Here is a 16,531-nt window from a genome sequence, read left to right on the forward strand (position 1 = left end):
AGAGACTGGTTGTACCACACTCAGACACTGGTCTGGCCACGAACAGCGAAGGATTAAGCCACACTGAAAGGCTGCGGATATCTTAATTAGCCAGTTAGCCAAGCTTTATATACGCTAGCTAAGTGCAAACTAAACATGTGTAGGAGCAACGATGTTTAATGAATTACCCGGCAAGACAGTGAAAGTATTTTTAAATTGTACCCAGTGGAACGAGTATGCAGTGTCAGGCGTGGTGACTAAATTTGATGATTACTGGCTGTATTTAAAAACTAAAAAAACCGATGAGCGGATCGCGATTGCTGAAATCAAACGCATTTCAATCCAGCGTTAACATAACCTAACCCAAGGTTAAACCCTTTGGCTAGACTATACTCAGACACAGCTTTAACCCGACTCTGGAACAGATCTGACCTTACTCAGAGACAGACCGGACCTCACTCAGATACCGGAGTTACTAATGCAGCATGAAAAGTTACACTATGTTGAATTGCCCGCCGTTGATTTAGCGGCGACAAAGCTGTTCTTTCAACAGGTTTTTAATTGGAGCTTTGTCGATTATGGGCCCCAGTACACTGCTTTTAGCGATCAGGGATTAGAGGGAGGCTTTTTTCAAGCCGATCTCTGCTCGAACACACAGCATGGTGCGGCCTTGCTGATCTTTTATAGTGAACAGCTTGAGCAAACCCTAAAAAAGATTAGCGCAGCCGGTGGCACTGTGGTTAAACCTATTTTTAGCTTTCCTGGTGGTCACCGCTTTCATTTCACTGAGCCCAGCGGCAATGAATTTGCTGTTTGGTCAGATAAATATCAGGAATAATCCTACAAAGCCATCGCTTAATATTATCCATAACATGTTTGGTTAAACTGCATCTTGTTACGGTTATGGCATGGTTATGTTGAGTTAGCCGTGCGCTCAGACCAAAATCGAAAGTCATGCCGTCAAGTCATCGCCTAATATCATCGATGTCATAAGCAGTTTAACTGCATCTTATTACGGTTATGGCATGGTCATGAACAGTTAGCAGTGCGCTCAGAGCAAAATCTAGAGTAATCCAGCAAGATCAGCATCAAAAATCATCTGTTACATTAGCGCTTTAACATCGATTCGTGGTCACTATGCCAAGGTAATCAGGTGTTGTGCTTTGTAAAAGATTAAACTAACTTATGCTACATAATTATTAGCAATAACCAACGCTATTTTTCGGCTCAGCTAAAGTACATCCCAAAAACCGCTCTGAAAAAAGGATTTATTAATGTATCAAAACAGGCAAGCACTCGCAGTAGGCTCCTTGTTTATGCTTTTGTTGATTAGCGTGGCCATTGTTGTTATGTCGTTTTGGGCCTGGCCTAAATACAACTTATATCGCATGGAGATGCAAGGTCGTGCCGCGTTAAAAGAAGCCGAATGGTCAAAACAAATCTTAATTGAAGAAGCTCGAGCGCGAGAAACGGCCGCCTTAATGCAAGCCAATGCTCGAGTGACGCTGGCAGAAGCCGAAGGTAAAGCGGCGGTGGTGAGAGCCAAAGCCGAAGGCCTAGCCGATATTGAACGAGCCAAAGCCGCTGCAGAGTCCAACCGTATTATTGGTGAGTCGCTAAAAGGCAATACAGAATATTTGCGGTATATCTGGATCAAAGGCTTACAAGATGGCAAAGGCGAAAGAATTTATATTCCTACTGAAGCCGGCTTACCGATCCTTGAAGCAGGTAACTTGGCTAAATAAACTAAGGCAGCAAAACGAGTCAAAACGTAAACAGGATTTATCGTAAATGGAATTCAATCCCGATTTTAGCCGCTATTCTTATGACGAATTGCTCGAGGCCAAAAAATATCTCGACCAAGCGCAATTTCCCGATCGCTATGCCACCGTTTTACATTTACTCGAGCAACATCAGCATAAAGCAATGGCCTCGTTAGCCACAGTACCAATCGAACCTTTGCCAAGTAAAGCGGTGTCTAAATATGCCACTTTTTGGCCGCGCTTTGGTGCAGCTATTATTGATGGTCTTCTGTTTACGTTAATCCTCTATGTCGAGAGCCTGTTATTTGGGATTGAATACAGTGACCAAAACACGTTACTGCATGCCTTTAACGGTCTGCAGTTATCAATTTATACTCTAGTGATGCATGGCTATTTTGGTCAAACGCTGGGCAAAATGATCACAAAAGTAAAAGTGCTGGATCATGCTTCTGAGTCGGCCATCTCGTTAAAGCAAGCGCTTCGTCGCGAATCAGTGAACTTAGCGCTCAACATTATCCATATCAGCTTGCTTCTTACGGTTGCACTATCAATCGTAACCAGTGGCACAATTAGCTCAACCTTAACCGTCGCGATTATGAGTTTTGCTGTTTTCGCTGTAGTGTGGAGTATTTCAGAGTTCGTCACCATGCTCTTTAATCACAAACGTCGCGCTTTACATGACTTTATCGGCAAAACAGTGGTTGTGCGCTGTTAAGCGTTTAGACTAAAAAGGATAACCTCGAATGAAATCAACCCGCGCACTAGTGCCGCTAATCGTGCTTAACTTGGCGTTTATTGCTTTTCATAGCCCTGCCGAACCGCCCGTCGTGTCGCCCCAGGCGGCTCAATCCCTAACGCAGCCAGCGTTTAGCGGGCCCTCTCCTTGGCCTGATATTCTGCAACAACGAATCGCGACCTTACTGCCCAAAGCCATGGATCACACAGGCGTAACACATTGGTTCATTGTTTGCCGTGAAAATGACAACGATCCACTCGCCAAACACGTTGGCTGTGAAAACGCTGGCGGTACTGCGGTGGTGCTGTTCAGTCGCACTCCAACAGGGGTGATGTCGCGTATTTTTTCACCCAGCAGTGAAGCGACCGCCTTAAAAGAGCTACAACGCTTTAATGAAGTGATTGAAGTAGCAAAACAACAAGATGCCATTGCCGCCGCAGCAGCGTGGTTAAAAATACAAAACATTCGTGGTGAATTGGCGGTAAATAGTTTTAGTCAAAACCCACAAGCTGATGGCTTAAGCCACTCACAATATTTAGCGCTTACAGCAGCACTGCAAGGCAGTGAGTTAACACTCGTTGCCGCAGAGCCGCTCATTTATTACTGGCTTGCTCGTAAATTACCGGCGGAAGTGGCCATAATGGCACAAGCGGCTCGCCTGACATCAGACTGGCAATATCAAGCTTATCAGCACGTTATTCCCGGAGTGACTACTGACCAAGATATTGCCCACTTTTTGAAAGAAAAAATGGCCGAGGCCGGTGTGCAAGATGCTTGGGCATCAGATCAAAACCCTGCGGTTAACTCAGGCCCAGACCGTGGGCACTCGCATGCCACTGCTCGCGTGATCCAACCCGGCGATGTTATTCAAATCGATTTTGGTATTCGTGTTTTCGATCATTGGGTGACGGATATTCAGCGCTTTGCTTATGTGCTCAAACCCGGCGAAAATAAAGCGCCAGCAGTCATTCAACATGCCTGGGATAGCGCCCTAGCAGGCAGTAGAGCAGCATTTGCGGCAATGAAGCCGGGGGTTACAGGAAACAGCGTGCATCAAGCGCAACTCGAAGTGATGGCCAAAGCAGGCTCACTGCCCGTCATGTGGAGCACGGGCCATCCGGTAGGCTATGTTGCACATGATACTGGCCCGAATCTGGGCGTGCGCATTGCTTCCGAGCGACAACTCGACGCTGGCATGACCTTTTCATATGACGGCTTTTACAGTTGGTATTATCCAGGGAGCGCCCAACAGCAAACAAAAACGATTTCTGTAGAAGAAATGGTGGTGATTACCGATGCAGGCGCACAATTCTTAACAGTGCCACAGCAAGATTTAATTTTAATTGCTGCACCGACAAACTAAAGCCGCAATAGTCGGGGTTTAGCTGCACGCTAGCCCCCTTTAGCCGAAAAGAGGAATAAACATGCCCGCTTTAGTAACGATAGACCGTTTACGCTTTTTACTTAATCAGTTGCACGAGCGGCTATGGGTGCGGCCTTTAGCGGTGTGCTTATTGTCGATTGCCGCTGCGTTTTTCGCCTCACTAGCCGATGGCACAGCAATCATTCATTGGGTCCCCCCTATCAGCACCGACTCTGTAGAAACGTTATTATCCATTATGGCGTCCAGTATGTTAGTGATTGCGACATTCTCTGTGTCTTCAATGATATCCGCCTACAACTCAGCCAGTAACTCTGCCACGCCTCGTGCATTTCGCTTAATGGTGGCCGATGATGTTTCACAAAATGCGCTATCAACCTTCGTGGGGGCATTTATCTTTAGTGTAGTGGCCCTAGCCGCGCTAAAAAATGGTTTTTATGACAAAGCAGGCATATTTATTTTATTCGCTCTAACCGTATTAGTGTTTGGCTTGGTAATTACCATTTTTGTCCGCTGGGTTGACAAGATCGCCCGTCTTGGGCGGTTGGGTTCTACCATTGAAAAAGTCGAAATGGCCACCGCTGAGGCCTTAAAACGACGCCGCATCTTCCCAACATTGTGTGGTATCCCCACTTCAGTTGACGCCAGCCAAGGCCACCCCGTTTTTGCAAACGAGATTGGCTATGTGCAACATATTGATATGTCGGCAATTCAGGCATGGGCGGATAAAATGAATGCACATGTCGAGGTTGCCGCACTACCGGGCACCTTTGCTGCGCCCAATCGTGTATTGGCTTACGTGCATAAATTATCAGCCAATGCATTAGAACACGATCACTGCATAGCCGAGGCCTTTCAAATTGGCCGTGAACGCTTATATGCCGATGATCCTCGCTTCGGGTTAGTGGTGTTATCAGAAATTGCGGGGCGTGCACTATCCCCTGCGGTTAACGATCCTGGTACAGCCATTAATATTACCGGGGCTTTAGTGCGATTAATCGCCTTGTGGAATAAGCCACTCACCGACGCTGAGCAACAAAAAAGTAAGACCCTTTTTCCACGCGTCGCTGTGCCAGAGCTAACGATCCGCGATCTGTATGACGATGCCTTTACCGCGATAGCACGAGATGGTGCAGGTATCCTTGAGGTATCAGTTAGACTGCAAAAGGCTTTACAGTCATTGTCATTACTGGGCGCAGCGGAAAACCGTGAGGCAGCCCGTTATCATAGCCAACGCGCATTAATTCGCTCTGAACACGCTTTACTGCACGCTGACGATGTACAAATCATTAAAGACAGCATCAAGCCAACTTAAAATAGATTATCCACTCAACCGCTCTTGATGCACAGCCTGACGATAGCGAATGTTTGCAGCGTCGGATCTTTACGCACTTTCACCTTCTGGCTTACAAAAATATTATTTAACGGCCAACACAGTATTCATCCTTGGAATAGCACATAATACCAATAAGGCATGACAGCTTTTGGTTGCAAGGCAAACGTGACTGAAAAACGACACATGACTTTGGGCGCAACGATATACCTCAGCTTAGCGGGATAAAAATGCATCTAGCTGCATTACTAAAGATAGTTTTTGAAACGGTATGGCAGTACGAATAAAAAAATTAATAGGTTGATGTTATGAAGACTATCGCAACAATGATTTACAAGTAAGCCGCCAAGCATTCAAAACGCTCGCGCTAAGTGCAAATAACCTTAACACTAGCAAAGCCGCCAGCGACATGGTGGCAAGACTAGAAAAGTTGACTGACGCTTGGGAAGAAGCAGAAGAAGAAGTCGAAGAAGGAAACGAGCTGCTCAAACGCGGTAAAAGCGCTCAAGAAGAAGGTGAGTCGGCCATCAAAAAAGGGCAGCAGTTAATTACCGATGGTAAAAATAAAATTGTAGAAGCAGAAGAACATTACAAACAAACCAGTAAATAAACACGGTTTGCTAACCGCTTCGCTGTGCACAACAGCGAAGCTAGCAAGCCCAAGCTAAATTAAGCCTCGTCGTCTTCGTCAAACGCTTCATCAAATGCTTCGTCATCGTCACCTTCAAAGTAGGTGCCCCAGCCGTCATATTCAACCTGATGTTTTTTCGCTAAGGCTTCCAATTTAATGGCATCTGCCGTGATCGCGGCTTCATCTAAAGCTTGCTCACATATAGCATCGAAGACCCAAGCATTGGTGCCATCTTCAAACTCAACTTCTTCGGCGTCGGTCACTTCATAACCTAGCTTAAACAGCTCAACCGCCAGTTTTTCAAGTTTATTAAAGTCTTTATCATAAAAATGATGTTCAACGGTATACAGCGCATCTGGATCGCTACCATCTTCTAATAAGGCACTGATGGTTTCTGCGGTAAATTCTTGCCAGTTTTCCATAAAGATTACTCAGTTATTTTTTCTGTTGCGCAGTGTAGTCGTTCGCTAGCTCGGCATCAAGCGCACTAATTTGATCTGCCATTTGCTGACGAATATTTCGGGCAAACTGGCGTAAATTGTCATCTTTAGTCAGCACCACCGGCGCATTCATTTGGATAATCACTTTACCGTTGCGCCAGCGGTTTAATTTAAACTGGTTATGCGTAGAGCTCATACATACCGGCACTAAGGGCACATTCGCTTCTAAAGCTATGTGAAAAGCACCCATCTTAAACGGCAACAGCCCCCGACCATAACTGCGGGTGCCTTCGGGAAACATCCATACCGAGATCTTTTGATTAGCGATACGCTCTGCGGCAAATAACATCGTGTTGAGCGCTTTAGCTTTGTTATCACGGTCAATTAAGAAGTTACCGCTAAGCCAATATAATTGGCCAAAGAATGGAATAAATTTCAGGCTTTTCTTACCAATGGTTACGGTGCGCGGTAGCACTGAACCACTGATAGTAAATAAATCGAGGTTATTTTGGTGATTAGCAATAAACACGTATGGCTCGCCTGGTGCAATCGCCGGATCATAACGGATCTCTACGTCAATGCCGAGGATCCACGATACCTTGCCGTACCATTTGCTAAACAATGCCACATTGTTAGGATGAAAAGGGCGGAATAAACAAACCAGTAATCCCGCCACGGTGCTGCCAATAAAAAACAGCACTAATAACACTATACGCAATACAGCAACCACATCAGGCCCCTTGCCAACTCACACCACAATCAGATCAGGGGCCTAGTATAACGTTATTCGCTCGGGCTGCTGGTTTGATCACTAAGGCCATTGACAATTATTTCATCAATGCGCTGTAAACCGCGTGGCAGCTTATTACCACGCCGCCCCCGTTCACCATGATAGTGCTGTAAGTCATCCACTTTCAGGCTAAGCTTACGCTTACCGGCCACTAAGGTGACACTGCCATCAGCCGGTACTACGGCTAGCAAACTGACAAACTCTTCTCGACTGGCTGAACGTGCCGACGGGATCGACATCAGCTTATTACCTTTACCTTTGCTGAGTTTCGGTAACTCGGCCACAGGGAACACCAGCATACGGCCTTCGTTTGAAATACACAGCAATAAATCGGTATCGGGGTTGCCAACCGGTAACGGTGGCAATACTTTTGCCGCCGTCGGTAAACTGAGCAGCGCTTTACCGGCTTTATTGCGACTGAGTAAGTCATTAAATTCCGCCACAAAACCATAGCCCGCATCAGAAGCAAGCAGTAATGTTTGTTTTTCATCGGCAATTAACACATGCTCAACGGTTTCGCCGGCAACAATGCCGAATCGGCCGCTTAATGGCTCACCTTGGCCACGAGCCGAGGGTAATTCATGTGCTTCGGTGGCATAACTGCGACCCGAGGAATCTAAAAATACCGCTTGTTGATTCGAGCGGCCTTTCGCCAAGGCTTTAAACGCATCGCCGGCTTTATAACTGAGGGCATTGCCATCCACATCATGCCCTTTGGCACAGCGCACCCAGCCTTTTTCAGATAACACCACGGTAACGGCTTCGCTTGGCAATAATTCTTTTTCGCTTAGGGCTTTGGCTTCTTCACGCTGCACGATAGGGCTGCGGCGATCATCACCGTATTTTTGTGCATCGGCCATCAGCTCATCGCGCACGAGCTTAGTCAGTTTTTTCTCAGAGCCTAAAATAGCCTGAAGCTTATCGCGCTCTTTGCTCAGCTCATCCTGCTCGCCCCGGATCTTCATTTCTTCTAGCTTGGCAAGATGGCGCAATTTCAGCTCTAAAATCGCTTCAGCTTGGCGTTCTGTTACACCAAAAAAAGCAATCAACTCAGGCTTAGGTTCGTCATAGGTTCGAATAATGCGGATCACATCGTCGATGTTTAAAAAGGCAATTAACAAACCTTCTAACACATGCAAACGGTCTAACACTTTATCTAAGCGGAACTGCAAACGCCGACGCACGGTGTCACGGCGGAAGCTCAGCCACTCGGTTAAGATTTCCAGTAAATTGCGCACCCGTGGCCGGTGATCTAACCCTAAAATATTCAGGTTAACCCGATAACTTCGCTCTAAGTCAGTGGTGGCAAACAGGTGCTGCATTAACTGCTCAACATCAATACGATTAGAGCGTGGCACAATAACAATGCGGGTTGGGTTTTCGTGATCCGATTCATCACGTAAATCTGACACCATTGGCAGCTTTTTCGCCTGCATTTGCGCCGCAATTTGCTCCAGTACCTTCGAGCCCGACGTTTGATGCGGCAACGCCGTTATCACAATATCGCCCTCTTCTTGCAGATACACCGCACGCATCTTAATACTACCACGGCCTGTCGCGTATACCGCCGCAATATCTTCGATAGAAGAGATAATTTCGGCATCAGTTGGATAATCGGGGCCTTTCACATGCTGTAATAAATCGGCTAATTCAGCTTTCGGATTATCCAAGATCTCAGCACACGCATTGGCAATTTCACGCACGTTATGCGGTGGAATATCCGTGGCCATACCTACTGCAATACCGGTGATACCATTAAGTAATATATGCGGTAAACGAGCCGGTAACACCTTGGGCTCTTCGAGGGTGCCGTCAAAATTTGGGATCCAATCGGCGGTACCTGAGCCTAACTCAGATAACAAAACTTCGCTAAAGCGCGATAATTTGGCTTCGGTATAACGCATTGCTGCGAAAGACTTTGGATCATCCGGCGCACCCCAGTTTCCTTGGCCGTCGACCAACGGATAACGATATGAAAAGGGTTGAGCCATCAATACCATGGCTTCATAACACGCTGAATCACCGTGCGGATGAAACTTACCTAACACATCACCGACAGTACGCGCCGATTTTTTATACTTCGCCAGATGCGACAGGCCTAATTCGGACATGGCATAGACGATGCGACGTTGCACCGGTTTTAACCCATCACCGATGTGCGGTAAGGCCCGGTCCATAATCACGTACATGGAATAATTTAAATAGGCTTCTTCGGTAAAGCGGCGCAGTGGCAGCTGTTCGGTGCCATCGGCGGAAAGTACGGTTTCTGTCATGCCTGATCCTGTCGTGTTGGCGAGCTGGGTGTGGCCTTCGCTGAACGGGTGCGGCGTAGTAATAACACCACCACCAGTATGAATAGCCCTAGGGTCGCGGCCATGCCCAGCCATAACCATTGCATTACTCTATTACGTTCAACTTCTGCTAAGCGTAACGCGTTTAATTGGTATTCTTGCTCTAACATATTTTGCTGAACTTGCTCGCGCTCGGCTTCAAAACTCAAGCGCATTTTTGCAATTTCTAACTCGTTTTCTTTATCTCGAAATTGCTGAAAGCCACGAACAAAAAGCCGCATAGTTTGAAAAGCACGTTCATATTGCCCTTGATCCGCTAACAATTCCGCTTTGAGTAATTGAAACGATAACAGCATATTACCCGAACCACTGTTCTCTGCCGTTTGCACATATTGCTCGGCCAGCAATAATTGCTGCATAGCTTGGGTGTTTTGCTGCAAATTTTGATAAATCAGCGCTTTTTCATAATGATGACTGGCTAAATAATAGTCGGAATGAATAACCGCCAAATACTCTTCGGCTTTTTCCATGTAATTTAACGCCACTTGCGGTTTGTCCATTTCATTACTGGTTATCGCCAAACCGTTGTAAGCGTAATACAAATTCAGTATGTCTTGTTCTTTCAAGGCCGATTGCAACATCCGCTCGAAGCTTTGTAGCGCTAACTCAAAGTCTTCTAAATAGCTGTAATTGCGAGCCAAATTATACAATACTGTCACGCGGTTTTTATGCCAGCCTAACTCTTCATACAACACCAAGGCTTGCTCTAGAAACTCTTGTGCGTCTTGCTCATACGACAAGTTAGAGTACAACAAGCCCAACTGTGCATTCACTTCGGCTAATAGCTCTTTATCTTTTAATTGCGTCGCGCGCGCATAGATATCTTGTAAGTTTTGTAATGCTTGATGCGTACGATTTTGTAACGAATCAACCGCCGAAATATTAATCAGCCCGCGTAAACGCAGCCTTTCATTTTCGACAGCCATCGCCGTTGCTACGCCTTTTTGATACCACTTCATCGCATCGGCTAAGGCTAATTTCATTTCAAAAGCAAAGCCCAACTCATAGCTGAGTTCGGCATATAAACTGCTCGGATCATCTTTGAGTAGCGCAATACCCTGCTCAGCCACCGCTTGCTGCTCTTGAAAACGACCTAAATGACTTAAAATGGTGGCTTGATGATTTAACCAATAAGCCTGAGCCACAGCGCTTAAGTTAGCAAACTGCGCCTGATTAGCCGTTAAAATATCGAGCATTTGTTCTGGCGCACGATTTTTTTCTGCAGCAACTTGCTGCAGCCACTCAGGCACATCATCAGGTAACGACTCAGCATGGCCGAGACTAACCCAACACCACAGAAGAATGACCAGCAGTTTTTTCACAGGTGGCTCCCTAAATGCTTTAGCCGTGCCTAGATTAAGCGATGATAGCTCTATCACCTTTTAATTCCAGCCAATCACGCCGATCGGTAGCACGTTTTTTCGCCAACAGCATATCCATCAATTCCATTGTTTGCGCCGCGTCGTCTACAGTCAGTTGCACTAAACGCCGAGTGTTTGGATCCATTGTCGTTTCACGCAGTTGCAGCGGGTTCATTTCACCTAAGCCTTTAAAACGTTGCACATTAACTTTGCCGCGTTTTTTTTCTGCTTCGATACGGTCGAGAATACCATTTTTCTCTTCTTCATCAAGCGCATAGTACACATCTTTGCCAATGTCTATTCGATACAATGGCGGCATGGCAACATAGACATGGCCCTGCTCAACTAGATGGCGGAAATGCCGCATAAACAAAGCACACAGCAAGGTGGCAATGTGTAGCCCATCCGAGTCGGCATCCGCTAGGATACACACCTTGCCATAACGTAAACTGGATAAGTCTAACGAATCAGGATCGATACCAATGGCCACGGAGATATCATGAACTTCTTGTGAAGCCAAGATTTGCCCAGATTCTACTTCCCAAGTATTTAAAATTTTACCGCGCAGTGGCATCACGGCTTGAAACTCACGATCACGCGCTTGTTTAGCCGAACCGCCCGCCGAGTCACCCTCAACTAAAAAGAGTTCGGTGCGAGCTAAATCTTGTGCCGAGCAATCGGCTAACTTTCCGGGTAAAGCGGGGCCTGACGTTACTTTTTTACGAATGACTTTTTTCGCAGCCCGTAGCCGCTTTTGGGCATTGTTAATACAAAAATCGGCTAAGGCTAAAGCCACATCGGTTTGTTCGTTTAACCACAAGCTAAAAGCATCTTTGACAATACCACTGACAAAAGCCGCCGATTGCCGTGACGATAAACGCTCTTTTGTTTGGCCAGCAAACTGCGGATCTTGCATTTTCAATGACATCACGTAAGCGCAGCGATCCCAAACATCTTCCGCTGATAGCTTAATGCCTCGTGGCAACAAATTGCGGTATTCGCAGAAGTCTCGCATGGCTTCTAACAACCCCTGGCGCAAGCCATTAACGTGCGTACCGCCCATCGCCGTTGGGATTAAATTCACATAGCTTTCGGTGGTTAGCTCCCCCCCTTCCGGCAGCCACAGTAAAGCCCATTCTACCGCTTCGGTACTGGCGGTAAATTGCCCGACAAACGGCTGCTCAGGTAAGGCAATAAAATGCTGTACGGCTTCGGCGAGATAGTCACGAATACCGGCTTCATAACACCATTGATACTGTTGCTGGTTAACTTTGTCATCGAACTTTACGGTTAAACCAGGGCACAATACGGCCTTGGCTTTTAATACATGTAACAAACGACTCACTGAAAACTTGGGTGAATCAAAATAAGAGGCGGTGGGCCAAAACCGAACGCGTGTACCGGTATTGCGTTTACCCACGGTGCCACTAACAGCTAACTCTGCCACCTTGTTACCATGTTCAAAGGCGATATCATAAACCTGACCATCGCGGCGAATACTCACATCCACTCGGCTTGATAAGGCGTTAACGACAGAAATACCAACACCGTGTAAACCACCGGAGAACTGGTAGTTTTTGTTAGAGAATTTGCCACCCGCATGCAGCCGGCACATAATCAATTCTACGCCCGACACCCCTTCTTCGGGGTGAATATCCACCGGCATGCCTCGACCGTTATCGATAACTTCAATCGATTGATCATCATGCAAAATCACCTGCACTAAATCGGCGTGACCGGCTAACGCCTCATCTACGCTGTTATCAATCACTTCTTGCGCTAAGTGATTTGGCCGCGTAGTGTCGGTATACATACCTGGACGGCGCTGCACCGGCTCTAAACCGGTGAGAACCTCGATCGACTCGGCATTATAAAGTTGTTCAGTCATACTGTAATTTGGCTTCCCGTTTCCTGAGGTTGCAGACAAAAATCGGCAATGTGTGGCAGATAATCTTGATAACCAATAAAGCTATGATCACCACCTGTAACTAGCTGAACCTGTGCGCCCTGATAATAATCCACGGCCAAACGATAATCTAACACCTCATCACCGCTTTGCAAAAGGACTAAATAGCGACTGGGCTGTTGCAACTGCATCGGCATCAAGGCTTCGAGCTGTTGCATATGCTGCGCTTGTACCTGATAACGCTGTTGTAACACCGGGTGTTCGTACTCACCCAAAAATTGGCTTAATACCCGATGCGGTGCCACAGCAGGGTTGATCACGCAGGCCCGACAGCCGATACGCTCGGCCAGTACCGTGGCTAAAAACCCACCCAGCGAGCTGCCAATAATGGCTGTTGGCGGTTGCACTATGGCTTGCTCTAATACCTGCATCGCCGCATCGGGCGTGTAAGGTAAATCTAGCGCTTGAAAATGCACATTCGGTAATGCCGCAAAGTAAGCTTGGGTTTGCACCGCCTTGGTCGAAAGACTTGAACTGGCAAAACCGTGTAAATATAAAATTCGTTGCATTAAAGCCTCTTAAACTGCCAACTGACCTGACCTGCCGCAGCAAAATACCATTCGCACCATTGTGGTCCGGCATTAACGGTTTGCCAGTCATCGCGTGCTAAAAACTGTACCGAACTGGCTGGGCAACCCACAATATCAATGCCCTGCACCACCTTGTGATAGGCCAGATGCGCGTGGCCATGCGCCAGCCCTTTAATTTTGGGTTCGCGCAGTAACCAAGGCCAAAAGGTCTGTTGATCGCGCAAACCATGTTTATCAATAAAACAGCCCAATGGCTGAGGGTGATGATGACAAAACAACCAAAACTGTTTGGCCTGACTTTTTGCAAACTGCTGGGCTAAAGCGCTTTGCCGATCCTCGGCAAACTCACCGGCAGGTGTCGGGCCCTTGGTATTTAACAAAAACAGTTGCCACTCGCCTAAGCTTAAACTTTCTGCCCTTTGAAACGGTGGCTGTTGTTGCAGCTGAGCTAACATAGCCAAATCATCATGATTACCGGGTAACACAAACACAGGGCAGCTTAGCTCTTGGCAAAGTTGTGCCAATAATTGATAACTGCCCAAGGTGTGATCTTGGGTGAGATCGCCGGTTAAAATGAGTGCGTCGGGTGGCGACAGTTGTAATTGCGCTAAAATCGCTTGTAAGTGCACCGCCGGTTGGCAATCACGATATATGCCATCGAGTTCCGCCAATAAATGACAATCGGTAATTTGCACTACACGATAGGCCGCTTTTGCTGGGAAGACATAGTTGTGCATTAACCTGACACCGCCGAATGCTGCCGAGTACCGCGCCGCGCACACAAGTTTAACCAATCGCGCAGTAACATATTAATTTGTCGTTTTTCATCAGGCTGCGACATGGTGGCATTCGGATAAGGATACACACCAATAAAACGCCATTGCTGCTGCGCTCGCACCACTTCGGCTAATCGCGCATCATGGTACAGCTGCACATCAAAACTGGGTTGAAAATAAACATGATCGGCACTGCTCAACTCTATTTTCACCCGCGTGGTAAAGCGCGCCACCTCAAGCACCGTTAAGCAATAAATATCCTGCTCACCCAGCGCGATAAATAATTGCTCGCCAAGTTGCGGCGTTTCAGGCAATAACGGCAACAGTGCGGCATAGTTGCGTTCACACAAACTCAAAAAATCGGGTAACTGCGGTACATAAATCGATTTATGCAAGGCGTGTACCCCAGCGTTGCTGCACATCGCTTAAATGCAGCGCTAACCATTGCAAGCCAATCACTGTCGCAGCATTGTTAATGTGCCCTGATGCTAATAATTGCATGGCTGTTTGCCGTGGCATAACGTGCATTTTGATGTCCTCATGTTCAGCATCGAGCCCAAATAAACCGCCAGTCACGGGTTGTGTTAGCCGGGCTAAATACAAATGAATTTTCTCTGTGCTGCCACCGGGGCTCGAAAAATAATTTAACATTGGCCAAAGCTCACTTAAGGTTAAGCCCGCTTCTTCTTTCGCTTCACGAATAGCAGTTTGCTCTGCGGTTTGGCCGTCGTCGATCATTCCAGCAATAGATTCCAGTAACCACGGGCTTTGACCTTGATCGACCACGCCCACGCGGAACTGCTCAACCAACACCACTTCGTCGGTTTGTGGATTATAAGGTAAGACTATCACAGCCTGTCCGCGCTCGAAAACTTCTCTGATCATTGGCTGGCTCCAACCGCCTGCAAACAGCTTATGTCGCAGTTGCCAACGCTCAATCCGAAAAAAGCCCTGAAAAACCGTGGTTTTGTCGATAATATCCAGATCTTCTGCTTGAAAAGAAGGATACTGTTCTATCTTGAATTGCGACATGGTTGCCCTCACATTTTGTTACACTCTACCGGGTAACTTTACGGTTTAAACGTTACCTAGTTTACTTTAACAGGTTATCATTTGGGCAGTTTCCTTATTCAGCCAGGATTTATTACATGAAAAAGACGTTATTAAGCACTCTAGTGCTGTCATCGCTAAGTTTTTTTAGCCTACAACTACAGGCTGATGACTTAAAAGCGGTGTACCAGCTCGCTACCCAAAAGGATCCGGTTGTGCAACGTGCTGCCGCTAACCGCGATGCCGCTACCGCGCGTATTGATATCTCTAAAGCCCGTTTATTACCCTCTGTCAGCTTTGGCGCTGAAATTGGTCGTTCCTCTAACGATGATTTACGCTTCGGTGGCAGTAACAGCATCGGTGCCAGCGTTATCGCGCGGCAAAGCCTGTTTGATTGGTTTGATTGGCAAAGTTTGCCACGTGCAGAAAAAGTGGCGCTGCAAAGCCAAACTATTTACAACGCTGAAGTGCAAGGCCTGATCTTACGCGTAACGTCAGCTTATTTTGACGTGTTAAAAGCCAAAGATAACTTAACGTTCGTGGCTGCAGAAAAACGTTCTGTAGAACGCCAGTTAGAGCAAACCAAACAACGTTTTGCGGTAGGCTTAACGGCGATCACCGATGTGCATGAAGCTCAAGCTCAATATGACAGCGTGGTTGCGCGTGAAATCAGCAGTGAAAATAACCTAGAAAATGCCCGTGAAGCCCTGCGCGAAATCACGGGTCAGTATCATGCTGAAGTAGCCATGTTGAATACCGACAAATTTTCTACCTCACGGCCGCAGCCTGCTGCAGCCAATGAGTGGGTTGGCATTGCTGAGGAAAACAACTTGGTATTACAAGCTCAGCGCATTTCGTTAGATGTGGCTGAAATTGATATTGATTTAGCGAAAGCGGGTCATTTACCCACCGTTGATGCGATTGCCAATTTAGGTGTATCTAAAACATCAGGCTTTGATCGCTTTGACAACAGCTCAATCAGCATTAGCCTGTCTGTGCCGATTTACAGCGGCGGTGCTATTGATGCAAACGTGCGTGTGGCACAAGCTAGCTATGTGGAAGTCAGCCAAGCTTTAGAACAAAGCTATCGCTCTGTGGTTCGCCAAGTGCGTAGCTCATTTAACGATGTCAATTCACAAATGTCTGTGATCCGTGCTTTAGAACAAGCGGTTATTTCGGCACAAAGCGCCTTACAAGCAACTGAAGCCGGTTTTGAAGTGGGTACCCGAACTATCGTTGATGTCTTACTCAGCACCCGTAACTTGTTTGATGCACAACGTAACCTATCAGGCGCGCGTTATGATTACATCTTAGCGCAGTTACAGCTCAAACAAGCTGCCGGTAACTTAACAGAAGAAGACCTGTTAGCCATTAACAACGCACTGACGATGTAAATCTGTTGAGGTATACCGCGCGTCGGTATACCTCGTCTTTTCGTATGCTC

At 46.9% G+C, this 16,531-nt stretch carries 17 protein-coding genes; 8 read left to right on the plus strand and 9 right to left on the minus strand.

What is annotated here, in order from left to right:
• Positions 1-151 precede the first annotated feature (151 nt).
• The 7 genes from ORJ01_RS09455 to ORJ01_RS09485 all read left to right on the plus strand — a co-directional run bounded on the left by ORJ01_RS09455 (position 152) and on the right by ORJ01_RS09485 (position 5,802).
• Positions 152-331 carry a hypothetical protein gene (locus ORJ01_RS09455; protein ID WP_229587258.1) on the plus strand — a complete coding sequence of 60 codons (180 nt, stop codon included), beginning with the start codon at positions 152-154 and terminating at the stop codon, positions 329-331.
• A 126-nt stretch (positions 332-457) separates the two neighbouring features.
• Positions 458-817: a VOC family protein gene (locus tag ORJ01_RS09460; protein ID WP_226751751.1), complete on the plus strand. Its 360-nt coding sequence runs from the start codon at positions 458-460 to the stop codon at positions 815-817.
• A gap of 436 nt (positions 818-1,253) precedes the next feature.
• Entirely contained in the window at positions 1,254-1,724 is a 471-nt protein-coding gene (locus ORJ01_RS09465) for a hypothetical protein (RefSeq protein WP_306177808.1), read from the plus strand.
• A 46-nt stretch (positions 1,725-1,770) separates the two neighbouring features.
• Positions 1,771-2,457 (plus strand): RDD family protein, encoded by a 687-nt coding sequence (locus ORJ01_RS09470; RefSeq protein ID WP_306177809.1) that lies wholly within the window; start codon positions 1,771-1,773, stop codon positions 2,455-2,457.
• 28 nt (positions 2,458-2,485) lie between these two features.
• Positions 2,486-3,841 (plus strand): Xaa-Pro peptidase family protein, encoded by a 1,356-nt coding sequence (locus tag ORJ01_RS09475; protein ID WP_306177810.1) that lies wholly within the window; start codon positions 2,486-2,488, stop codon positions 3,839-3,841.
• 61 nt (positions 3,842-3,902) lie between these two features.
• Positions 3,903-5,174, plus strand: coding sequence for a DUF2254 domain-containing protein (locus tag ORJ01_RS09480; RefSeq protein ID WP_306177811.1), 1,272 nt, complete (start codon positions 3,903-3,905; stop codon positions 5,172-5,174).
• A gap of 427 nt (positions 5,175-5,601) precedes the next feature.
• On the plus strand, positions 5,602-5,802 hold the full coding sequence (locus ORJ01_RS09485; RefSeq protein ID WP_306177812.1) for a hypothetical protein: 201 nt from the start codon (positions 5,602-5,604) through the stop codon (positions 5,800-5,802).
• 59 nt (positions 5,803-5,861) lie between these two features.
• Here ORJ01_RS09485 and rraB read toward each other — a convergent pair whose 3' ends face one another.
• The 9 genes from rraB to ORJ01_RS09530 are packed head-to-tail and all read right to left on the minus strand — an operon-like array spanning position 5,862 to position 15,069.
• On the minus strand, positions 5,862-6,245 hold the full coding sequence (gene rraB / locus ORJ01_RS09490; protein ID WP_306177813.1) for a ribonuclease E inhibitor RraB: 384 nt from the start codon (positions 6,243-6,245) through the stop codon (positions 5,862-5,864).
• A 13-nt stretch (positions 6,246-6,258) separates the two neighbouring features.
• Entirely contained in the window at positions 6,259-6,993 is a 735-nt protein-coding gene (locus ORJ01_RS09495) for a 1-acylglycerol-3-phosphate O-acyltransferase (protein WP_306177814.1), read from the minus strand.
• 53 nt (positions 6,994-7,046) lie between these two features.
• On the minus strand, positions 7,047-9,326 hold the full coding sequence (gene parC / locus ORJ01_RS09500; protein WP_236130140.1) for a DNA topoisomerase IV subunit A: 2,280 nt from the start codon (positions 9,324-9,326) through the stop codon (positions 7,047-7,049).
• Positions 9,323-10,726, minus strand: a complete 1,404-nt coding sequence (locus ORJ01_RS09505) for a diguanylate cyclase (RefSeq protein WP_306177815.1) — start codon at positions 10,724-10,726, stop codon at positions 9,323-9,325. Before ORJ01_RS09505 ends, parC begins: the two co-directional genes overlap by 4 nt.
• A gap of 34 nt (positions 10,727-10,760) precedes the next feature.
• Positions 10,761-12,653, minus strand: coding sequence for a DNA topoisomerase IV subunit B (gene parE / locus ORJ01_RS09510; protein ID WP_226751742.1), 1,893 nt, complete (start codon positions 12,651-12,653; stop codon positions 10,761-10,763).
• On the minus strand, positions 12,650-13,240 hold the full coding sequence (locus tag ORJ01_RS09515; RefSeq protein WP_306177816.1) for a YqiA/YcfP family alpha/beta fold hydrolase: 591 nt from the start codon (positions 13,238-13,240) through the stop codon (positions 12,650-12,652). The genes parE and ORJ01_RS09515 overlap by 4 nt, the downstream gene beginning before the upstream one ends.
• Positions 13,240-13,998 (minus strand): metallophosphoesterase, encoded by a 759-nt coding sequence (locus tag ORJ01_RS09520; RefSeq protein ID WP_306177817.1) that lies wholly within the window; start codon positions 13,996-13,998, stop codon positions 13,240-13,242. The genes ORJ01_RS09515 and ORJ01_RS09520 overlap by 1 nt, the downstream gene beginning before the upstream one ends.
• Entirely contained in the window at positions 13,998-14,432 is a 435-nt protein-coding gene (locus tag ORJ01_RS09525) for a DUF1249 domain-containing protein (RefSeq protein ID WP_306177818.1), read from the minus strand. Before ORJ01_RS09525 ends, ORJ01_RS09520 begins: the two co-directional genes overlap by 1 nt.
• A complete protein-coding gene (locus ORJ01_RS09530) occupies positions 14,425-15,069 on the minus strand; it encodes an NUDIX domain-containing protein (RefSeq protein ID WP_306177819.1) in 645 nt (214 codons plus the stop codon). The genes ORJ01_RS09525 and ORJ01_RS09530 overlap by 8 nt, the downstream gene beginning before the upstream one ends.
• Positions 15,070-15,185: 116 nt before the next feature.
• Here ORJ01_RS09530 and tolC point away from each other — a divergent pair, with 116 nt between their 5' ends.
• Positions 15,186-16,481 carry an outer membrane channel protein TolC gene (gene tolC / locus ORJ01_RS09535; protein ID WP_306177820.1) on the plus strand — a complete coding sequence of 432 codons (1,296 nt, stop codon included), beginning with the start codon at positions 15,186-15,188 and terminating at the stop codon, positions 16,479-16,481.
• The last annotated feature ends 50 nt before the right edge of the window (positions 16,482-16,531 follow it).

It is taken from the genome of Alishewanella sp. SMS8, assembly GCF_030737935.1.
GTDB lineage: Bacteria > Pseudomonadota > Gammaproteobacteria > Enterobacterales > Alteromonadaceae > Alishewanella > Alishewanella maricola.

Bases quoted from the DNA above. Each gene is read 5' to 3' on its own strand.
- ORJ01_RS09530 (WP_306177819.1), bottom strand. From the start codon at position 15,069: ATGTCGCAATTCAAGATAGAACAGTATCCTTCTTTTCAAGCAGAAGAT.
- tolC (WP_306177820.1), top strand. From the start codon at position 15,186: ATGAAAAAGACGTTATTAAGCACTCTAGTGCTGTCATCGCTAAGTTTT.
- ORJ01_RS09460 (WP_226751751.1), top strand. From the start codon at position 458: ATGCAGCATGAAAAGTTACACTATGTTGAATTGCCCGCCGTTGATTTA.
- ORJ01_RS09485 (WP_306177812.1), top strand. From the start codon at position 5,602: ATGGTGGCAAGACTAGAAAAGTTGACTGACGCTTGGGAAGAAGCAGAA.
- parC (WP_236130140.1), bottom strand. From the start codon at position 9,326: ATGACAGAAACCGTACTTTCCGCCGATGGCACCGAACAGCTGCCACTG.
- rraB (WP_306177813.1), bottom strand. From the start codon at position 6,245: ATGGAAAACTGGCAAGAATTTACCGCAGAAACCATCAGTGCCTTATTA.
- ORJ01_RS09475 (WP_306177810.1), top strand. From the start codon at position 2,486: ATGAAATCAACCCGCGCACTAGTGCCGCTAATCGTGCTTAACTTGGCG.
- parE (WP_226751742.1), bottom strand. From the start codon at position 12,653: ATGACTGAACAACTTTATAATGCCGAGTCGATCGAGGTTCTCACCGGT.
- ORJ01_RS09470 (WP_306177809.1), top strand. From the start codon at position 1,771: ATGGAATTCAATCCCGATTTTAGCCGCTATTCTTATGACGAATTGCTC.
- ORJ01_RS09515 (WP_306177816.1), bottom strand. From the start codon at position 13,240: ATGCAACGAATTTTATATTTACACGGTTTTGCCAGTTCAAGTCTTTCG.
- ORJ01_RS09520 (WP_306177817.1), bottom strand. From the start codon at position 13,998: ATGCACAACTATGTCTTCCCAGCAAAAGCGGCCTATCGTGTAGTGCAA.
- ORJ01_RS09465 (WP_306177808.1), top strand. From the start codon at position 1,254: ATGTATCAAAACAGGCAAGCACTCGCAGTAGGCTCCTTGTTTATGCTT.
- ORJ01_RS09480 (WP_306177811.1), top strand. From the start codon at position 3,903: ATGCCCGCTTTAGTAACGATAGACCGTTTACGCTTTTTACTTAATCAG.
- ORJ01_RS09455 (WP_229587258.1), top strand. From the start codon at position 152: ATGTTTAATGAATTACCCGGCAAGACAGTGAAAGTATTTTTAAATTGT.